General features: G+C 67.8%; 19 protein-coding genes. 8 read left to right on the forward strand and 11 right to left on the reverse strand.

Translation table 11 applies throughout. The features are described 5' to 3' along the window. Positions 1-40 precede the first annotated feature (40 nt). Positions 41-1,048, forward strand: a complete 1,008-nt coding sequence (locus DIE02_RS06915; RefSeq protein WP_124485120.1) for an aldo/keto reductase — start codon at positions 41-43, stop codon at positions 1,046-1,048. Positions 1,049-1,275: 227 nt separating this feature from the next. On the opposite strand, the gene DIE02_RS06920 is transcribed toward DIE02_RS06915, so the two are convergent. Beyond that, positions 1,276-1,506, reverse strand: a complete 231-nt coding sequence (locus DIE02_RS06920; RefSeq protein WP_124485119.1) for a hypothetical protein — start codon at positions 1,504-1,506, stop codon at positions 1,276-1,278. A gap of 279 nt (positions 1,507-1,785) precedes the next feature. Beyond that, positions 1,786-2,691: a hypothetical protein gene (locus DIE02_RS06930; protein WP_124485117.1), complete on the reverse strand. Its 906-nt coding sequence runs from the start codon at positions 2,689-2,691 to the stop codon at positions 1,786-1,788. 78 nt (positions 2,692-2,769) lie between these two features. Here DIE02_RS06930 and DIE02_RS06935 point away from each other — a divergent pair, with 78 nt between their 5' ends. Next, on the forward strand, positions 2,770-3,108 hold the full coding sequence (locus DIE02_RS06935; RefSeq protein ID WP_044844401.1) for a helix-turn-helix transcriptional regulator: 339 nt from the start codon (positions 2,770-2,772) through the stop codon (positions 3,106-3,108). Between the two features lie 620 nt (positions 3,109-3,728). Further along, positions 3,729-5,681: a Xaa-Pro dipeptidyl-peptidase gene (locus DIE02_RS06940; protein WP_124485116.1), complete on the forward strand. Its 1,953-nt coding sequence runs from the start codon at positions 3,729-3,731 to the stop codon at positions 5,679-5,681. Positions 5,682-5,832: 151 nt separating this feature from the next. Here DIE02_RS06940 and DIE02_RS35435 read toward each other — a convergent pair whose 3' ends face one another. Next, positions 5,833-5,973, reverse strand: coding sequence for a hypothetical protein (locus tag DIE02_RS35435; protein ID WP_185702602.1), 141 nt, complete (start codon positions 5,971-5,973; stop codon positions 5,833-5,835). A 169-nt stretch (positions 5,974-6,142) separates the two neighbouring features. Next, positions 6,143-7,072: a 2-hydroxyacid dehydrogenase gene (locus tag DIE02_RS06945; RefSeq protein WP_124528854.1), complete on the reverse strand. Its 930-nt coding sequence runs from the start codon at positions 7,070-7,072 to the stop codon at positions 6,143-6,145. A 165-nt stretch (positions 7,073-7,237) separates the two neighbouring features. On the opposite strand from DIE02_RS06945, the gene DIE02_RS06950 reads away from it, so the two are divergent. The 5 genes from DIE02_RS06950 (at position 7,238) to DIE02_RS06970 (ending at position 11,949) form a co-directional block, all read left to right on the forward strand. Further along, the gene (locus DIE02_RS06950) at positions 7,238-8,161 is read left to right on the forward strand and encodes an ABC transporter substrate-binding protein (protein ID WP_124485114.1); all 924 of its coding nucleotides are present in this window, start codon (positions 7,238-7,240) and stop codon (positions 8,159-8,161) included. Next, a complete protein-coding gene (locus DIE02_RS06955; RefSeq protein WP_124485113.1) occupies positions 8,158-9,336 on the forward strand; it encodes an ABC transporter permease in 1,179 nt (392 codons plus the stop codon). The genes DIE02_RS06950 and DIE02_RS06955 overlap by 4 nt, the downstream gene beginning before the upstream one ends. Next, positions 9,333-10,271, forward strand: coding sequence for an ABC transporter ATP-binding protein (locus DIE02_RS06960; RefSeq protein ID WP_124485112.1), 939 nt, complete (start codon positions 9,333-9,335; stop codon positions 10,269-10,271). Before DIE02_RS06955 ends, DIE02_RS06960 begins: the two co-directional genes overlap by 4 nt. After that, a complete protein-coding gene (locus DIE02_RS06965; protein ID WP_124485111.1) occupies positions 10,268-11,041 on the forward strand; it encodes an ABC transporter permease in 774 nt (257 codons plus the stop codon). Before DIE02_RS06960 ends, DIE02_RS06965 begins: the two co-directional genes overlap by 4 nt. A 239-nt stretch (positions 11,042-11,280) precedes the next feature. Further along, positions 11,281-11,949 (forward strand): lytic transglycosylase domain-containing protein, encoded by a 669-nt coding sequence (locus tag DIE02_RS06970; RefSeq protein ID WP_124485395.1) that lies wholly within the window; start codon positions 11,281-11,283, stop codon positions 11,947-11,949. Positions 11,950-11,963: 14 nt separating this feature from the next. On the opposite strand, the gene DIE02_RS06975 is transcribed toward DIE02_RS06970, so the two are convergent. From DIE02_RS06975 to DIE02_RS07005, 7 genes are all read right to left on the reverse strand, one after another. Further along, positions 11,964-13,316: a HipA domain-containing protein gene (locus tag DIE02_RS06975; RefSeq protein ID WP_124485394.1), complete on the reverse strand. Its 1,353-nt coding sequence runs from the start codon at positions 13,314-13,316 to the stop codon at positions 11,964-11,966. Continuing rightward, positions 13,316-13,651: a helix-turn-helix domain-containing protein gene (locus DIE02_RS06980; protein ID WP_124485110.1), complete on the reverse strand. Its 336-nt coding sequence runs from the start codon at positions 13,649-13,651 to the stop codon at positions 13,316-13,318. The genes DIE02_RS06975 and DIE02_RS06980 overlap by 1 nt, the downstream gene beginning before the upstream one ends. Before the next feature lie 239 nt (positions 13,652-13,890). Next, positions 13,891-14,331, reverse strand: a complete 441-nt coding sequence (locus DIE02_RS06985) for a dihydroneopterin aldolase (protein ID WP_006749884.1) — start codon at positions 14,329-14,331, stop codon at positions 13,891-13,893. Continuing rightward, positions 14,328-14,957 carry a sarcosine oxidase subunit gamma gene (locus DIE02_RS06990; RefSeq protein ID WP_124485109.1) on the reverse strand — a complete coding sequence of 210 codons (630 nt, stop codon included), beginning with the start codon at positions 14,955-14,957 and terminating at the stop codon, positions 14,328-14,330. Before DIE02_RS06990 ends, DIE02_RS06985 begins: the two co-directional genes overlap by 4 nt. Continuing rightward, the gene (locus tag DIE02_RS06995; protein WP_044844413.1) at positions 14,947-17,958 is read right to left on the reverse strand and encodes a sarcosine oxidase subunit alpha family protein; all 3,012 of its coding nucleotides are present in this window, start codon (positions 17,956-17,958) and stop codon (positions 14,947-14,949) included. Before DIE02_RS06995 ends, DIE02_RS06990 begins: the two co-directional genes overlap by 11 nt. After that, entirely contained in the window at positions 17,955-18,254 is a 300-nt protein-coding gene (locus DIE02_RS07000) for a sarcosine oxidase subunit delta (protein ID WP_124485108.1), read from the reverse strand. Before DIE02_RS07000 ends, DIE02_RS06995 begins: the two co-directional genes overlap by 4 nt. Positions 18,255-18,280: 26 nt before the next feature. Continuing rightward, positions 18,281-19,525, reverse strand: a complete 1,245-nt coding sequence (locus DIE02_RS07005; protein WP_034180813.1) for a sarcosine oxidase subunit beta family protein — start codon at positions 19,523-19,525, stop codon at positions 18,281-18,283. Positions 19,526-19,538 lie beyond the last annotated feature (13 nt).

The following is a 19,538-nucleotide window of genomic DNA, read 5'->3' on the forward strand; positions in this document are numbered from 1 at the left end:
CTTCAATCGACGCGGGCGCTCGCCCGCATGGAGCTTCACCATGGATTACCGCTATCTCGGGCGCAGCGCGCTGAAAGTGTCGCCGCTGTGTCTCGGCGCGATGATGTTCGGCGGCGAGACCGACGAAGCGACGTCGACGCGCATCATCGACAAGGCGTTCGATCAGGGCATCAACTTCATCGACACGGCCGACGTCTATCACGCCGGACGCTCGGAACAAATCGTCGGCCGTGCGATCGCGCGGCATCGCGACAGCTGGGTCGTCGCGACGAAGTTCGGCTTTCCGGCCGGTCCGGACGCGGGGCCGAACCGTCAGGGCCAGTCGCGCAAATGGATCTACGAATCGGTCGACGCGAGCCTGAAGCGGCTCGGCACCGATTACATCGACATCCTCTATTTCCACCGCACGCTGACCGATGCGCCGCTCGAAGAAGGGATGCGCGCGGTGGCAGACCTGATCCGGCAAGGCAAGGTGCGCTACGTCGGGCTGTCGAACTTCAAGGGCTGGCGCATCGCCGAGATCGTGCGCCTCGCCGACCAGCTCGGCATCGATCGCCCGGTGGCGAGCGAACCGTTGTACAACCTCGTCGATCGCACGGCCGAGGTCGAACAGTTGCCGGCGGCCGCGCATTACGGCATCGGCGTCGTGCCGTACAGCCCGCTCGCGCGCGGCGTGCTGACCGGCAAATACGCGCCCGGCGCGCAGCCGCCCGCCGATTCGCGCGCGGGCCGTGGCGACCGGCGCATCCAGCAGACGGAATGGCGGCCCGAGTCGCTGCACATCGCGCAGCAGGTGGCCGAGCACGCGGCCGCGCGCGGCACGACGTCGGTCGCGTTCGCGCTCGCCTGGGTGATGAAGAACCGGATCGTCAGCTCGACGATCGCCGGGCCGCGCACCGAAGCGCACTGGGACAGCTACATCGATGCGTTGACGCTCGAACTCGGCCCCGACGACGAACGCTTCGTCGATTCGCTGGTGCCGCCCGGACATGCGTCGACACACGGGTACACGGATCCCGGTTATCCGGTCGAAGGGCGGAAGGTTTGATGTTCGTCTGCTGAAACCGGGTGCGCGCCGCCCGACTGCACGATGCGACGGGTGTAATGGCCGGTTGGCGGAGGATGAGCGACTGACATGCCGGACGTTGTCGTCCGGCATGCTGGTACGTCGGCACGCCGACGAACGTCGCATGACGCGGCGAAACGATCAGAACGAAAAACGGCAGACAACCGCGGCCGAAGCAAAAGCAGAGGCCGCGAATTCAGTTCAGTTGTTCAGTTGCCGCGCGCGGCGTCGGCGCCCACCACGCGATCGAAGAATTCCTGCGCGCGCGCCAGTTCGTCGAGCGCGCGATCGAGGCGCGACATCGCAAGTGCATAGTCGGCCGACGAGATGTCGTCGTCGCTTTCGCCGCGCACGGCGCGAAACGCCTGGTCGACGTTGCGCGTCGCCTCGACGAAGCGTTGCGCGGCCCGGGCTTCCCGCGAACAGGTGTGGGTCGACATCGACACTTCTCCCTCAGGGTTGCTGTGTGAAGCAAGCCGACGCCCAGTGTGCGTGGTGCGCATGTCGGCGGCGTGAACGACGGCAAGCAGCCTGTCGATGCACGGCCGCCGCGCGGCACGCTTCGTGGCGATTGTCGCTCCGCACCCGCCGATCCGCTACGGCGAGATTGCAACAAATTCTTGCGCGCGCCGAGATGGCCGCCACACGCATGCGCGTCGTTGCACGCGCATTCATCTGCCCTGCCTTGCGTCACGCACCGCGCACCGGCGGCGCGAACGTCATGCGCGCCCGATGCGCGGATGCGCGAGACCGCCGAACGCGGCCGCTTCGCCGGGCGACAGATCGAACAGATCGCCGGTGAGCTCGCCCGGATGCTCGGCCGCGGGCCGGCTGCGCAGCCGCGCGACATGCGTGGGCGCGACGTAGGCAGCCGCCGTTTCGATCGGCGGCACGTCGAACAGGTCGCGCGTGACGCCGCGCACGGCATCCGTCGGCGAACGGCCGCGCAAGCGCGCGACCAGTTCGACGAAGCGGTCGAAATCGCCGGCGCGCGTCGCCTTGTTCACTTCGGCGAGATCGCGCGCCTTCAGCACGCACGGCTGTGCGAGCCGCACGAAATACGGTGCCTCGAGTTCGACCGACAGCGCGAGCGGATAGCTCTTGCCGGTCTGTTCCTTCGCGCGCCCGATGCAGTCGACCACGGCCGCGCCCTGCGCGACGCCGAGCGGCTTGCCCGTGCTCACGCTGCGCAGGTGATCGGGGCACACGCGCAGTTGCGTGCCGACCGTCAGCGCGGTGGACGATGCGCAGACGAGCGCGTAGTGCTGTTCGCGACGCCGGCCCGACGGCAGCGTCGCGCGGCTTGCAATGAACGTGTGCGGCGGCAGCGGCCGCACCTGGCCGCTGGCGTCGACCCAGGCATTCCACAGCAGCGCGTCCTCGCGCTTGCGCTCGCCGGGCCGCGGACGCGACGCAACCGGCGAGAACAGCGCGAGCAGCGAGCCCGTGCGATGCGCGGCGACTTGCGCGCTGCTGCCGAGCGGCTGGTTGATGCCCCACAGAAAACGGCCGCCTCCGAGCCGGCGCTCCCATTCCTTGCGGAGCACGACGGTCGGCAGTTCCTCGCCGGACTCGGTACCGATCTTCGTCCAGCAGAACGTGGGAGGGAGGTGTTTCAGTGTCATCAACTTTCTCGGGATACAGCCTCGCTGGTGACAGCAAGCCCATTCAACAACCGTAACTGTATAGGTATAATGCATCGCATGGAAGCCCCGGATCACGATTTTCCTGTACAAGACCTGTTACGCCGTCTGATGGCGGACACGCGCTCGTCCAGCGAAATTGCGCGACTTTCCGGGGTCAGCCAGCCGACCGTGTCGCGGCTGCGGCTGTCGAACGGGCATCGGCTGCGGCGCAGCGCGCCATTCAACAAGCTATGCAGTTTCTACGGCGTCGATACCGGCCCGGCGCGCCGCCGCTACAACGACCTGCTGCGCGACGCGATCGTCGACGCGTGGGACGGCTCCGACGAGCACGGGCGCGCACTGCTGGTCGTGATTCAAGGGTTGAAGGATCTGCAGGCGAAGGCGGATGACGGGTGACGGCGCGCGCGGGCGTTGATCAATGGAAGGAAGACCGGGAGCATCCGGCGAGCGGGCGGTGGCGAATGCGATTCGTCACCGCCCGTTTTGCTTGGGGCGACAGGGCGCGAAGCAACGGCAAGCGCGTCGCCGCACATGCGCGAGGTCATCGCACTATGCGCGCCGCATCGGCATGCGCATCGAAACTTTTTTACCTGAGGTTAAAAAAGTTTGACACGCCGTTTTCGCTGAGATAACTTTTGCGCAAGCTTCCGGAAAGCAAACGCGAACCGGCAAGCCATCACGATGCGCGGCGCGGCCGAAACCGCCGATCCGTTTCATTCCGTCGCCGCACGCGCGTCGCGTCGTGTTTTTTCGCAGCGCAGCACCGCAGCTCGCAACATCCCCGTCTCATCGAATGATGTCGTTCCGTTTCATCTGGAAGGACGCGTGGCATGCGCGCATTTGATTCGTAGTCCTGCATGACTGCAATGCACTGCCGCCGCTTTCCGGCCGGGATCACGCCCGGCGTTGTCCCGATGGTGCAGTTTCCCCTTCGTCGCATGCAGTAATCGGCCCGGCCCGCAGGGGGCGTATCGCGGAACGGTCGTATCCACACAATCAAAAGAACGAGGTCGGCAATGCAATTTCATATCAGAGGATCGCGCAGCGCATGGCTACCCGCGCTCGTTGCGGCCGCGACGCTCGCCGCGTGCGGCGGTGACGACGGCGGCAGCGTGGCAGGCGTCTCCGCGCTCGCGCAAAATCAACAGGACGAGGCCGCTGCATCGGCGGCCGGCGCTCAATCGCTCGCAGCGCGCGTGTCGCCGTCCGGCGTCCCGTACGCGAGCCCGGCGAGCGGCGGACGCTACAAACCGGTGATCAGCAACGGCCAGGTCCAGCCGTCGCTGTCCGGCGGCACGATCGAGGAAAACGCGTGGATCGACACGCCGGTCGACTCCGACGGCGACGGCACGCGCGACCGCATTCACGTGCGCATCGTGCGTCCGTCCGAAACCGCCAACGGCGCGCGCACGCCGGTCATCGTGCTCGCGAGCCCGTACTACGCGGGGCTTGCCGACAGCCCGAACCACGATGTCGACGTCGAGCTCGACGGCTCGCCGCATCCCGTTGCGACGGCCGTCGCCCCCGGCGGCGCGTCCACGCGGATCATGGCCGCCGCGCCGCAAGTGCGGATGCTGCAGCAGCTCGAAGCGGCCGCCGCCGGCCGTTCATGGATCGAGGGCTACTTCATTCCGCGCGGCTTCACCATCGTCTATGCGGACTCGCTCGGCACCGCCGGCTCCGACGGCTGCCCGACGATCCTCACGCGCGACGAATCCGTCGCGATGGCGTCGGTGATCCGCTGGCTCGGCCGCGACGCGACCGCGAAGGATGCGAGCGGCAAGGCAATCGTCGCGAGCTGGTCGACGGGCCACGTCGGCATGTACGGCGTGTCGTACGACGGCACGCTGCCGAAGATGGTCGCGAGCCTGCGCACGCGCGGGCTCGATGCGATCGTGCCGATCGCCGGGTTGTCGAACATGTACGGCTACTATCGCTCGGGCGGCCTCGTGCGCGCGCCGGAGGGCTATCAGGGCGAGGACGTCGACGTCTACATCAAGGCGCTGCTGACGAATGCGCATCCGGAGCGCTGCACGCACCTGGTCGACGAAGCGCTGCAGCAGGAAGACCGCAAGACGGGCGACTATTCGCCGTTCTGGGCCGCGCGCGACATCCCGACCGAGCACGCCGTCGCGCCGGCACTCGTCGCGCAAGGGTTGACCGACGACAACGTGCGCGTCGACCAGTCGACGTCGTGGTATCTCGCGATGCGGCGTCAGGGCGTGCCGACGCAGCTGTGGCTGCATCGCCTGAAGCACACCGACCCGACCCGCGTGCCGGCGATGGCCGATGCGTGGACCGCCGAGGTGAACCGCTGGTTCACGCGTTACCTGATCGGCGTCGACAACGGCGTCGAACGCGATCCGCGCGCGGTGGTCGCGCAGGCCGACGGCACGCTGCTGAAGGAAACCGACTGGGCCGCGCGGCGCGCCACGCCGGTCGCGTATTTCGCGGGCGGCGACGGCACGGGCACCGGCACGCTGTCGCGGCTGCCGAGCGGCGGCCCGCTCGCGCGCTTCACCGACGATGCGTCGATTCCCGCGCTCACGCTGGCGAACGCGCCGACCGGCGAGCATCGCAGCCGCTTCGAGACGACTCCGTTCACGACCCCGACGCGCCTGTCCGGCTCCGCGACCGCCCGCGTGCGGCTGACCTTCACCGGCGTCGCGAACGTGACGGCGCTGCTGGTCGACCGCGCGCCGGACGGCACGGCGACGATCGTCTCGCGGGCATGGACCGATCCGCGCAACCGCGTGTCGGACTGGATCTCGGCGCCGGTGCTGCCGGGCATGCCGTATGACCTGAAGCTGACGTTCATGCCGCGCGACTACACGCTCGAAGCGGGTCACAGGCTCGGCCTCGTCGTGCTGTCGAGCGACAACGAGGCGACGCTGCGACCGGCACCGGGCACGGGGCTCGCGCTCGACCCGGCAGGAACGTCGGTGACGGTGCCGCTGGTGTCGTCCTGACCCGGAGCGCGCAAAACGGGCGCGGTGGCCCAAAGGATGCGCGTGCGATCGTGAACGATCGCACGCGCCCGAATCCACACGAAACGCACCCTGGGCGCCACGCGGCGATGCTGCACCGTTGCGTGGCGCCGTTCTTCATCGGCAACGCGGCTCAGCCCGCCGCAACACGCCTGGGCACGACATCCGGCCACACGTTCGCGCGCTCGACGCGCTGATCGTCGCCGGCATGTTCGCGCGGGTGGCGGCTGATCGCGCCGCGGCTCGGCACGAAGGGTACGGCAGCGATAGTCATCGATCGTCTCCATGAACGGCACACGTCCGGCAGCAGCCGGACGGCATGGAATGCGATGTCATTGCAGCGGGATCGACGTTCCGGCGCCAAATGGCCGGCCATGATGCGAATTTTTCCGATTTTCGCGTGCGGGTTGCGGATACATGCCCGCGCGCCGCACGGACCACCCTCACAGCGGCGTCAGCACCGGCTCCCCGGCGAAATGCCGCGCCGCATTGTCGAGAAACTGCTGGACCGAGCGATCGAGCGCCTCCGGCGACCAGCCGCCCATGTGCGGCGTCAGCACGATATTGTCGAGCGCCGTCAGCGCGCGCGGCGGCTCCGGCTCGCCTTCGTAGACGTCGAGCCCCGCGCCCGCGATGCGCCGTTCGCTCAGCGCATCCGCCAAAGCGGCGGTATCGACAACGCTGCCGCGCGACAAGTTGACGAGAAACCCGCCGGGGCCGAGCGCATCGAGCACCGCGCGGTCGATCAGGTGACGCGTGCCCGCGCCGCCCGGCGTCGCGACGATCAGGAAATCGGCCCATTGCGCGAGCGCCTCGACGCGCTCGAAATAGCGATACGGAACATCCTTCCCGGAACGGTTGTGATAACCGATCTCGATGTCGAAGCCGGCCGCGCGCCGCGCGCACTTCTCGCCGATCTTGCCGAGCCCGACGATACCGAGCTTCTTGCCCGACACGTTCGGCGGCATCGGCAGCGCGTCGCGCCATACGCCCGCGCGGGTCTTCGCATCGAGTTGCACGACGTTGCGCACCGCCGCCAGCAGCAGCGCGAACGCATGATCGGCAACGCAATCGTCGTTGGTGCCCGCGCCGGTCACCACGGTGATGCCGCGCGCCTTCGCATGCGCGACGTCGATGTGCTCGTAGCCGGCGCCGAGCGCGCTGACGAACGTGAGCTGCGGCAGACGATCGATTTCGGCGGCTGTCAGGCCCGTGCTGCCGTTGGTCAACACCGCGCGAATCGTGCGGCCGTGTTCGGCGATCGCGCGCTCGCGTTCCTCGGCGGTCGGTGCATGGTGGACGTCGTACGACGCGGCGATCTGGCGGTGCGCGTCGTCGCGCAGCGCGATAAGGACCAGTAGCTCGGGTTTCATGTCAGCAAGTGTCCGCAGGCGGGAATGCGCTCCAGTGTAACAACGGCGTGCGACGCATGCGGGTTACCCCCACGCGTGCTGTGGACGTGCCGCCGTACGCGGTTTGCCAAAGCCGACTCAGTCAAGTAACTTTCGGCGTACGTCCCCGTTCTGGAGAAGGCCCCGATGAAGCTCGCCCTGCCCGCCCGCATCCTGGGCCTCGCGTTCGCCGCCGCAGTCGTCGCACCCGGCGCGCACGCCGACACGCCCGTCGTGGTGTCATCGAAAATCGACACCGAAGGCAACCTGCTCGGCAACGTCATCGCACAGGTGCTGAAGGCCCACGGCATCCCCGTCACCGAAAAGATCGCGCTCGGCACGACCCCGATCGTGCGCAAGGCGCTCACGAGCGGCGAGATCGACATCTACCCCGAATACACGGGCAACGCGGCGTTCTTCTTCAACAAGGCCGACGATCCCCTGTGGAAGAACGCGAGCCAAGGCTACGACACCGCGAAGAAGCTCGACTACGCGGCGAACCATCTCGTCTGGCTGACGCCGGCGCCCGCGAACAACACGTGGGGCGTCGCCGTGCTCGCGCCCGTCGCGCAAGCGCAGCACCTGAAGACCTTCTCCGACTTCGGCAAGTGGATCGCGGGCGGCGGCAAGCTGAAGCTCGCGGCATCGGCCGAGTTCGTGAACAGCGCATCCGCGCTGCCGTCGTTCGAAAAGGCATACGGCTTCAAGCTGAAACCCGATCAGCTCGTCGTGCTGTCGGGCGGCGACACGGCCGCGACGATCAAGGCCGCCGCGAACCAGACCGACGGCGTAAACGCGGCGATGGTGTACGGCACCGATGGCGGCATCTCGTCGAGCGGCCTCGTCGTGCTCGACGACGACAAGCACGTGCAGCCCGTCTATGCGCCGACGCCGGTGATTCGCGAAGCCGTGCTGAATGCGCATCCGCAAATCGCCGATTTCCTGAAACCCGTGTTCGCGAGCCTCGACCTGAAGACGCTGCAGGCGCTGAACGCGCGCATCCAGATCAACGGCGAACCGGCGGCCGGCGTGGCCAAAAGCTACCTGAAGTCGAAAGGCTTCGTTAAGTGACGGGTCGCGCGGTGGCGTCCGCGCGACGCATCACGCTCGACAAGGTCGGTATCCTGATCGGTGTCCTGACGATCGTGGCGGTGTTCGGCATGCCGTTCATGGTGCTGCGGCCGAACCGCATCGCGGCCGGCACGGGGCTGTCGGTATTCGCCGCGCTGCCCGCCGTTCAGGGTGCCGCGCTCGCCGCGCTGTGGCTCGTCGGCGCGTTGTGGGCGATGACGGCGAGCCGTCCCGGATGGCGGCTCGCGGCCGGCTGCACGTGGCTCGCGACGCTGGCCTACGCGGTCGGTGCGGCCGCGACGCACGCCGTCGCCCCCGACGACGCGCTCGCACGCGTATCGCCCGCGGCGGGCGTGTGGCTGCTGCTGTTCGCGTGGGCCGTGCTCGTCGCCGACGCGCTCGCGCGGCTCGCCTTCGGCCCGTGGCGACGCCTCGTCGCGCTCGCCGTCGCCGTGGCAGCGATATCGCTGCCGCTCGCGAGCGGCTGGTGGGACGGCCTGTCGGTGATGCGCGAATACGCGGTGCGCAACGACGACTTCTGGCGCGAGGCGATCCGGCACGTCGCGCTCGCGGGCGGCTCGGTCGCGGCCGCGCTCGTCGCGGGCCTGCCGCTCGGCATCGCGTGCGCGCGGGTCGCGCCGGTGCGCACCGTCGTGATGCCGGTGCTCAATATCGTGCAGACGATCCCGAGCATCGCGATGTACGGGCTGATGATGGCGCCGCTCGGCCTGCTCGCCGCGCACGTGCCGCTCGCGGCCGCGCTCGGCATCCGCGGGATCGGCGTCGCGCCGGCCGTGCTCGCGCTGTTTCTCTACTCGCTGCTGCCGATCGCGTCGAGCGTCGTGGTCGGGCTCGAGCAGGTGCCGCCGCACGTGACCGAAGCAGCACGCGCGATGGGCATGACACGCGCGCAGCGGCTGCTGCGCGTCGATCTCGTGCTCGCGTTGCCGGTGATCCTGAGCGGCGTGCGCATCGTGCTGGTGCAGAACATCGGCCTGACCGCGGTCGCCGCGCTGATCGGCGGCGGCGGGTTCGGCATCTTCATCTTCCAGGGAATCGGGCAATCGGCCGCCGATCTCGTGCTGCTCGGCGCGATCCCGACGATCGCACTCGCGCTGGCGGCCGCCGTCGTGTTCGAAGCCGCGACCACGCTCGCGAAGGGACGTACCGCATGATCGAGATCGAACGCATCGGCAAACGCTTCGGCGACGTCGTCGCCGTCGACGACGTATCGATGACGATGAAGCAAGGCACGATCACCGCGCTCGTCGGCGCATCGGGCAGCGGCAAGTCGACGCTGCTGCGGATGATCAACCGGCTGATCGCGCCGACCGGCGGCACGATCCGCATCGACGGCGTCGACACCGCGAGCGTGCCGCCCGAGCAGCTGCGGCGGCGCATCGGCTACGTGATCCAGGGGCACGGCCTGTTCCCGCACTGGAGCGTCGCGCGCAATATCGCGACCGTGCCGCGGCTGCTCGGCTGGCCGGCCGAGCGCATCGACGCGCGCGTGCGCGAACTGCTCGACCTGTTTCATCTCGCGCCGTCCGAATTCGCGGACAAGCTGCCGCACGAACTGTCGGGCGGCCAGCAGCAGCGCGTCGGCGTCGCGCGCGCGCTCGCGGCCGAGCCCGCGATGCTGCTGATGGACGAGCCGTTCGGCGCCCTCGATCCGATCATCCGCAACAAGGCGCAGGACGATCTGTACGCACTGCAGCGCCGCCTCGGCATCACGGTCGTGATCGTCACGCACGATATCGAGGAAGCGCTGAAGCTCGGCGACACGATCGCGGTGATGGACGGCGGCCGGCTGCTGCAGGTCGCGTCGCCGGCCGAGATTCTCGGCAAGCCGGCAGCGGGTGTCGTCGAACAGCTCGTCGCCGGCGTCGACCGGCCGCTGCGCCTGCTCGCGCTGACGCCGATCGACGCGGTGGCCGAGCCCGGTCACGCCGACGGCGAACCGATCGCCGCGACACGCACGCTGCGCGACGCGGTGTCCGAACTACTGTGGCGCGGAGCGGACGCATTGCCGGTCGAAGGCGGTAACGGGCACGCCGCGCGCCGCATCACGCTCGACGCGATCCGCGCGCACGCGAGGAAGCCCGCATGACGACGCGGCCCGCGCGTTCGCTTTCGCCCCGGCCGCGGCGGCTGCCCGCGCATGTCGCGCGCGCGGTCGCGCTCGCGCTGCTGCTCGTGCTGCTGTTGCGCCCCGCGTGGCTGCAGGGCGTGTTCGCGCCGTTCGCGGACAACGGCGCGCCGGTCATCTACGATCGCGCGAGCCTGCTCGATCTCACGCTCGCGCATCTCGGCACCGTCGCGCTGTCGAGCCTGCTCGGCACGCTGATCGCGGTCGCGGCCGGGATCGCGGTCACGCGGCCGTCCGGCGCGGATTTCCTGCCGGTCGCGCGCAGCGTCGTCGACATCGGCCAGACCTTTCCGCCCGTCGCGGTGCTCGCGCTCGCGGTACCGGCCGTCGGCTTCGGGTTGAAACCCGTGCTGATCGCGCTCGTGCTGTACGGGCTCCTGCCGGTTTTCGAGAGCACGATCGCGGGGCTCGAGGACGTGCCGCGCGACGTCGTCGACGCCGCGCGCGGAATGGGGATGAGCGGCTGGCAGCAACTGGCGTCGGTCGAGCTGCCGCTCGCGTTTCCGGTGATCGTCAACGGCATCCGGCTCGCGGTCGTGATCAATCTCGGCACCGCGACGATCGGCTCGACGGTTGCCGCGCGCGGGCTCGGCGACGTGATCATCGCGGGCCTGCAGACATCGAACACAGCGTTCGTGCTGCAGGGCGGCGTGATCGTCGGGCTGCTCGCGGTGCTGGTCAGCGATGCGATCGGGGCGATCGCGCGGGTGGCGGGCGCGCGGCGGGCGTAGCACGGGGCAGGCGGCAGGCGGATTACGCACCCGCAGTCGCTGCGTCGCGGGCGAAAAAGGGGGCGCGAAAAAACCGGATGCGCTTCATCCGGACTCCGATGCGTGTTCGTGCAACGATCCCACCTGCGCGCCGCGCGCATCGATACAAGCCTACATCGTGCTTTCATTCGAGCCTGCGCTCGAACGCGCACGACGATTGGCCGATATACTATGCGCCTCTCATTTCCCCGCACTCCACCATGCGACGACGGTTTCTCTGGCTGATCGTGCTTTCGCTCGGCATTGCGCAACAGGCCTCCGCGCAGCAGGCGCCAACGCTGCCTGCCTCTGCGCCCGAAGCGGCCGCATCCGCGCCGGCCGAGGCCTCCGCCCCGCTCGCGAACGATCAGCCGAACGAAGCAAACCGCCGCATCACCTCCTACCTGACGAAGAAATTCGGCGTCGCGAAAGAGCGCGCCGCGAAGCTCGCCGACATCGTGAGCGTCACTGCGACGAAATATTCGCTGCCTCCGGCACTCGTTTACGCGATTATCTCGATCGAATCGCGCTTTCAGGAAAAAGCACGCGGCCAGCATGGCGCGACCGGGCTGATGCAGGTCGTGCCGGCAGCACACCGCGGCATGCTGCGCGACGTGAAGGACCTCACCGAGCCGAATGCGAACGTCGAAGCGGGCTCCAAGATCCTGTCGGGCTATGTGCGGGCGGCCGGTGGCAACGTGCAAGCCGGGCTGAGGAGTTATGGCGGCTCCAACGCGTATGCGGCGAAGGTGATGCAGCGGGTCGACACGTTCCGCTTCGTGCTCGAACTGGAAGACGGCGCGAAAGGCTCGAACGACACGAGCCCGCGCATGGTGCCGGTCAGCGATCCGTCGACCGCGGCGCCCGCCGCGAGCCGCAACGCAAAGTAAGCGCACCGCGCGCGTCAGAGCAGCTCGACGTTGACCTTGGGCACCATGGGCGCAATCCGCAGCACGCGCTCGGCCTGAGCTCGCACGTACTCCGAAATACGCTGTACCCATGCACGCTCATCGCCTGCGTACACGCCGGATTTCGCCAGTTCGGGAGCCAGTTTCCCGGCCAGCGTCGCCATCCGCGTCATTTCACGCGCAACGAGCGCCGGCCGGATCCGCGCACGATGCGCGAAGTCTGCGAGCGCGAAAGCCGTGAGCTCCTCGGTGCGAAACACATCGCCGTACGCCATCGCCATGTCCTGCACATAGGCGTCGCCGTAGACGTACACGCACACCAGGTCGTAAAGCGGCGCCGGATCGAGCCCGCCGCTGCTGACGAAAAACGAAATGTTCTTGCCGTGCGCGTCGCTGTTGCCGATCAGCAGTTGCAACAACGCCCAGCGCAACATGGCCGAACGCGCGGCGGCGGGCGTCTCGAGAAACGGCGTCAGCGAAAACAGCTTTTCGAAGCTCACGCCTTCGCGGATATTGCGTACGTCCGCGTTGTTGCCGAGATTGCGTTCGTATTTGAGTGTCGCCGGCAAGTCGAGGGCCTGGCATCCATCGATGACATGAAGTCGCCGCACCGCGCTCACGCGCTGCGGATGCTCCGGATCGGTCGTCACGACCCGGTCGAATCGTTCGATCAGCAGAATCGGTTCGGGGATGCGCCGAATCTCGACACGCGCGACCGGCAAGCCCATGCGGGCCGCCAGCGTCATGCAGAAATGCTCGTTGGCCACCATGAACGGCGCCTGCGGGCTGCGCGACTCGGGCTTCAGAATATGCGAGCTGCTGAGCGACCCGTCGACAAGCGCATACCGCTCGCCCTCGACGAGCACCTGCAGCTTGTCCTGATGGCCGGCGATCGACAGACGTACCTGATCGTCCCAGACGGGAAACGGAATCGCATCGCGCTTGCGGATCCGATCGGTCAGTTCCTCCGCGGAGATCGGTCGGCGCACGGGTTCGAGGGTCTCAGGCGCTCGTGCGGGCGAACCGTCGTCCGGAACGAAGCTCAACGCACCGACGGGCTCCTTGCCGAGCATTCGGATCAGGCCGAAAACGTTGTCCTTCGACATCTGATACATCGAGGCGGCCACGTCGAGTGCGCGGCCCTCGGGCAGCAGGTTGCCCACGAAGCGCTGGATCGCACCCGACGGCGGGATCCCCCCGTCGAGCGGAATGCACGGCGACAGCGCAAACGCATCGCCGCGTGCCAGCCACGCCGGATCGTAGGAAAAGCCGTAGTCGTCGCGGCGGGCATCGTAAGTCAATTGCCCGACCGGCGAGCCATCGGCCGAGATGCGCAGACGATGGATCATCACGGGCCCTCGGGCAAACCGGACGAGCCTGGCGGAGCGGCGCGCACCGTGGCGGTGTCACGCAATGCGTTGCGCGCCACCGGGACGTCGCGTTTCGGCACGACGAGCAAATTGAGGCCGAAGCCGTCCAGTACCTTGAACAGCTTGTCGAGACTCACCGCGCGGCCGTTTTCGAGCCGCGACAGCACGTCCTTGGAGACGCCGAGCATGTCGGCCGCATCGTCGATCCGCATCTGGTTCTGCGCGCGCCGGTTGCGCACGAGCGCGCCCAGGGCGGCAAGGTCCGGTGCGAACGGGTCGGGTGCTGCGATGGGTTGCGGTAAGGTTCGAGCCATAATTCCGAAATTTCAGGAACAAAGCGCCGTCACAGGCAGCTGACGGCATAGTTACGTAAATATCGGAATTATAGTGGTTCAACGGCCGAGCGGCCAATTGTTCGGGTATTTCAGGAATAAAATCGAGAGCGGCACGTGACCGTCGATTATTCGCATATTTCAGGAATTATAAATGGAAACGGCGACGCCTCCGCGCCGCCGTCTCGCACTGACCGGATCCCGCCGACCGGCCGACCCGCTCAAAGCTGCCCCGCCGCCCCCGTCCACCGCAGGTAATCCCCGCGCGTCCAGTCGAGCGACACGCCCACGCGCTTCGTCCCCGGCCGGATCTTCGGCTTGTACATCGACAGCGTCAGCGACTCCAGCGCGGGCCATTCGCGGAACGACAGCACCGCGAGATCGGCGACGAGCGTCTCCAGCAGCCGCGTATGCGGCTTGTGCGACAGGAACGACGCGACGCGTGCGCAGTAGCCGTCGTAGTCGATCCACTCGCCCTGCTCGCTCGGCTCGCAGCGATACCCGAGCCGCGCATCGATCACGATCGGCTGCGGCGCCTCGTGCTCGTGCGCGTGAATGCCGATCCGCGCGGGCACCTTCAGTTCGTCGACGAACACGCTCCAGCCACGCCCGCGCAGGCGCGGCGCGTCGATCGCCACGAACGGTTCGTCGAACGGCTTCATGATGCGAGCGGCGCCGCGGCGTCGAGCATGATGCGCACGAAATAGTCGGCGAAGCTGCGGCGCAGCACGATCTCGAACGTATCGTCGCCGGTCGGGATCAGCGTGATCGGCGACTTGAAGTAGTGCGACTGCGCGCACTGGCCCGGCTTGAGCACGCGCGGATGCAGGTCGAGCGGGCAGCCGCGCGCGATCACGTCGCGCACGCGTTCGCCGCTGACCTCGACGACCGTGTAGCCGCTGCCGACGTCGACGGCCGCCGCATACGAACCCTGCACGGCCTCCGCGAGTTGCGCCTCGAGCACGCCCGCCTGCACGGGCCCGTTCGAGCGCACGAGCCACTCGTCGGGACCGAGCCACAGCACGTCGTACTCGGCGCCGCGCGCGACCGTGTTCGGCACCGACGGCGGCCGGCAGCCGACCACGCGCTCGAACGCGCTGACGAATGCCGGGTCGCTCAGCTCGCCGCGCACGTTCACGAGATCGAGGAACGGCCGCTCGCGCAGCGTGAACTTCTTCGATGCGCGTGCCTGGTGCAGCTTCAGCACATCGGCCGCGCCGACGAACGGCGATTCAAGCGTCACGCCCGCGCCCGCCACCGGCGTCTGGTTTCTCGTTTCATTCCACATGCTGGCGCACCCCTTCGGTATCGTAGAAAACCGGGCTCGAGATCTTCGCGGTGATGCGCTTGCCGTTGGCCAGCGGAATCACGACGCTCTCGCCCATCTTGTTCAAGCCGCCCTTCACCACCGCCAGCGCAATCGAGCGCTTCAGGATCGGGCTGTAATAACTCGACGTCACGTGGCCGATCATCGGCGTCGGATCGACCGCCGACACCTGCGTGTCCTTCGCGATGATCTGCGCGCCTTCCGGCAGCACGAACTGTTCGTCCTCGGTCAGCAGGCCGACGAACTGCTTGCGGCCTTCCTTCGACGTATCGGAGCGCGACAGCGAACGCTTGCCGAGGAAGTCCTTCGACTTCGCGACGAGCCCGCCCATCCCGAGGTCGTACGGCGTGATCGAGCCGTCGGTGTCCTGGCCGACGATGATGTAGCCCTTCTCCGCGCGCAGCACGTGCATCGTTTCCGTGCCGTACGGCGTGATGTCGAACTCGGCACCGGCTGCCATCAGCGCTTCCCACACCGCGCGGCCCGCGTTGGCCGGCACGTTCACTTCATAGGCGAGTTCGCCCGAGAAGCTGATCCGCATCACGCGCGCCTTCGCGCCCGCGACGGTACCGTTCCGGTAGCTCATGAACGGGAACGCGTCGTTGCCGAAGTCGATGTCCTGGCATACCTTCTGCACGACCTTGCGGCTCTTCGGGCCGACCACCGCGAACGTCGCCCAGTGATCGGTGACGGACGCGAGCCGCACCTTCATGTCGGGCCATTCGGTCTGCAGCCAGCGCTCGAGCCACGTGAGCACGCGCGCCGCGCCGCCGGTGGTCGTCGTCATCATGAAATGCTGGTCGGCGAGGCGCACCGTCACGCCGTCGTCGAACACCATCCCGTTTTCGTCGAGCATCAGCCCGTAGCGGCACTTGCCGATCTCGAGCTTGTTCCACGGGTTCGTGTACATCCAGTTCAGCAGCTTCACCGCGTCCGGACCCTGGATGTCGATCTTGCCGAGCGTCGACGCGTCGAGGATGCCGACGCCGTTGCGCACCGCGAGGCATTCGCGCTTCACGGCCGCATGCAGGTCCTCGCCCTTCTTCGGGAAGTACCACGGCCGCTTCCAGTTGCCGACGTCCTCGAACATCGCGCCGTGCTCGACGTGCCATTCGTGCACGGCCGTCTTGCGGATCGGGTCGAGGAAGTCGCCCGTCTCGCGGCCCGCGAACGTACCGAACGACACGGGCGTGTAGTTCGGGCGGAACGTCGTCGTGCCCGTTTCCGGAATCGTCTTGCCGAGCGCCTGCGCGAGGATCGCCATCCCGTTGATGTTGCCGAGCTTGCCTTGGTCGGTGCCGAAGCCCATCGCGGTGTAGCGCTTCACGTGCTCGACCGACTCGAAGCCTTCACGCGCGGCCAGCAGGATGTCGGCGGCCGCCACGTCGTTCTGGAAGTCGACGAACTGCTTCGGCCCGCGTGCGGCGGCCTCGCGGCTGCCGACGAGCCACAACGGCTGCAGCGCACCTTCGACGGTTTCCGCGACCTGCGGCGCGACGGGGCGCTGCGCGGCCGTGAAGCCGGCGGCCTTCGCCGCTTCGGCGCCCGCGTCGACCGCGAGCCGCAGCGCACGGGCGAGACCGAACTCGCCCGCGGCCGCACCGACGCTCGCTTCGGCCTGCACGGGCTTGCCCGGCAGGAAGCACGCCTTCTCGTCGCTCCAGCACGCCTTGCCGCCCGACTGCGCGAACAGGTGCAGCACCGGGCTGAAGCCGCCCGACATCGCGACGAGGTCGCACGGCAGCGACTGCAGCTTGCCGCCGGTCTGGCCGTTCGAGTAGGACGCGACGTCGACCGACGATACGCGCCACTTGCCCGAAGCGGCCGTCACGACCGCACCGCTCATCACCGTCACGCCCTGCCGCTTCGCGGCCGCGGGCAGCGCGCCGTTCGACGACGCACGCGAATCGACGACGGTCACCTTCGCACCGCATGCCTTCAGGTCGAGCGCGGTCTGGTACGCACGGTCGTTGTTCGTGAACACGACCACGTTGCGGCCCGGCAGCACGCCGTAGCGATGCACGTAGGTGGACACCGCGCCTGCGAGCATCACGCCCGGCAGGTCGTTGTTGCCGAACACGATCGGACGCTCGTGCGCGCCGGTCGCGAGGATCACGCGCTTCGCGCGGACCTTCCACAGCAGCTCGCGCGTGCCCTTGCGCATCGACACCGGCTGGTGATCGGTCAGGCGCTGCGTGACCGTCACGAGGTTGTGGTCCTGGTAGCCGAACGCCGTGCTGCGCGACAGGATCGTCACGTCGGGCAGCTTGCGCAGCTCGGCCTCGATCTTCTCGACCCATTGCAGCGCGGGCTTCGCGTCGATTTCCGCGCGGCACGACAGCAGGCTGCCGCCGAGTTCGCGCTGGTCGTCGACGAGGATCACGCGTGCGCCGGCGATCGCTGCCGCATGCGCGGCGGCGAGGCCCGACGGGCCACCGCCGACCACGAGCACGTCGCAGTGCGCGTAGCATTTGTCGTAGCGATCGGCGTCGAGCACTTCGGGCGCCTTGCCGAGGCCGGCGGCCTCGCGGATCTTCTCTTCGTACTTCGGCCACATGTTGCGCGGCCACATGAAGGTCTTGTAGTAGAAGCCGGCCGGCATGAAGCGCGAGAACTTCTGGTTGATCGCGTACTTGTCGTTCTCGAGCGACGGCTCGGCGTTCACGCTCGTCGCGACGAGGCCCTGGTACAGCTCGATCTCGGTCGCGCGCGCGTTCGGCACCGTGTACGGGCCGGTTTCGAGCTGCACGACGGCATTCGGTTCCGCGACGTCCGCCGTCACGATCCCGCGCGGACGGTGGTACTTGAAGCTGCGCGCGACGAAGTGCACGCCGTTCGCGAGCAGCGCGGACGCGAGCGTGTCGCCCTGGAAGCCCTGGTACGTGCGGCCGTTGAACGTGAACGTCAACGGAATCGCGCGATTGATGCGGCCACCGGTGCCGAGGCGGTCTTTCTGGCTCATTTGCTCGTGCCCTCTTCGTGTGCGTTGCCGGCAGCTGCGCCACCGAACTTTTCGTAGCCCTTGATATCGTAGGTGACCGTGTCGCGCGTCACCTTGAACCAGCGGCGGCAGCCCTGCGTGTGCAGCCATTGCTCCTTGTGCAGGCCGCGCTTGTTCTCGCGCATGAACACGTATTCGCCCCATTCGCGGTCGGTCATGGTCTCGTTCGCCACCGGGCGCACGATGTCGGCTTCACCGCCGCACGTGAACTCGGATTCGGCGCGCGGCCCGCACCACGGACATTCGATCAGCAACATGTTTCTTTCTCCAATGGTCGTCGGGTTTAGTGCGCAACGGCGGCAGCGCCGTGTTCGTCGATCAGGTGGCCCGTGTAGAAGCGGTCGAGCGCGAACGGGGCGTTCAGCGGGTGCGGTTCGTCGCGGGCGATCGTGTGCGCGAACACCCAGCCCGAGCCCGGCGTCGCCTTGAAGCCGCCGGTACCCCAGCCGCAGTTGAAATAGAGGCCCTTCACGTCGGTCTTGGTGATGATCGGGCAGGCGTCCGGCGACACGTCGACGATGCCGCCCCACTGGCGGTTCATCCGCACGCGCGAGAACACCGGGAACATCTCGATGATCGCCTGCAGCGTGCTTTCGATGATGTGGAAGCTGCCGCGCTGGCCGAAGCCCGTGTACTGGTCGATACCCGCGCCGATCACGAGGTCGCCCTTGTCGGACTGGCTGATGTACGCGTGCACCGCGTTCGACATGATTACCGAGTTCACCACCGGCTTGATCGGCTCGGACACGAGCGCCTGCAGCGGGTGGCTTTCGATCGGCAGGCGCACGCCGGCCATGTCGGCGAGCGTCGTCGTGTTGCCGGCTGCGACCACCGCGACCTTCTTCGCCTTGATGAAGCCCTTCACCGTGTCGACGCCGACCACCGCGCCGCCTTCGCGGCGAATGCCCGTCACCTGGCAGTTCTGGATGATGTCGACGCCGGCGCGGTCGGCGCCGCGCGCGAAGCCCCAGGCCACCGCGTCGTGACGCGCGACGCCCGCACGGCGCTGGATCGAGGCGCCGAGCACCGGGTAGCGGCTGTTCAGGTTGATCGTCGGCTCGATTTCCTTGATCTGCGCGGGCGTCAGGAATTCGGCGTCGACGCCGTTCAGGCGGTTCGCGTTCACGCGACGCTCGGTGTCACGCACGTCCTGCAGCGTGTGCGCGAGGTTCATCACGCCGCGCTGGCTGAACATCACGTTGTAGTTGAGGTCCTGCGACAGCCCTTCCCACAGCTTCATCGCCTTCTCGTACAGCGCGGCCGATTCGTCCCACAGGTAGTTCGAGCGCACGATCGTCGTGTTGCGCGCGGTGTTGCCGCCGCCGATCCAGCCCTTCTCGAGGATCGCGACGTTCGTGATGCCATGCTCCTTCGCGAGGTAGTACGCGGTCGCGAGGCCGTGGCCGCCGCCGCCGACGATCACGACGTCGTATTCCTTCTTCGGTTCCGGGCTCTTCCACTGCTTTTCCCAGTTCTCGTGATACGAGAGGCCGTTGCGGAACAGGCTGAATATCGAGTAGCGGCTCATGTTAGTGATCCTT

The sequence above is a fragment of the Burkholderia sp. Bp8991 genome (assembly GCF_003853795.1).
Taxonomy (GTDB): Bacteria; Pseudomonadota; Gammaproteobacteria; order Burkholderiales; family Burkholderiaceae; genus Burkholderia.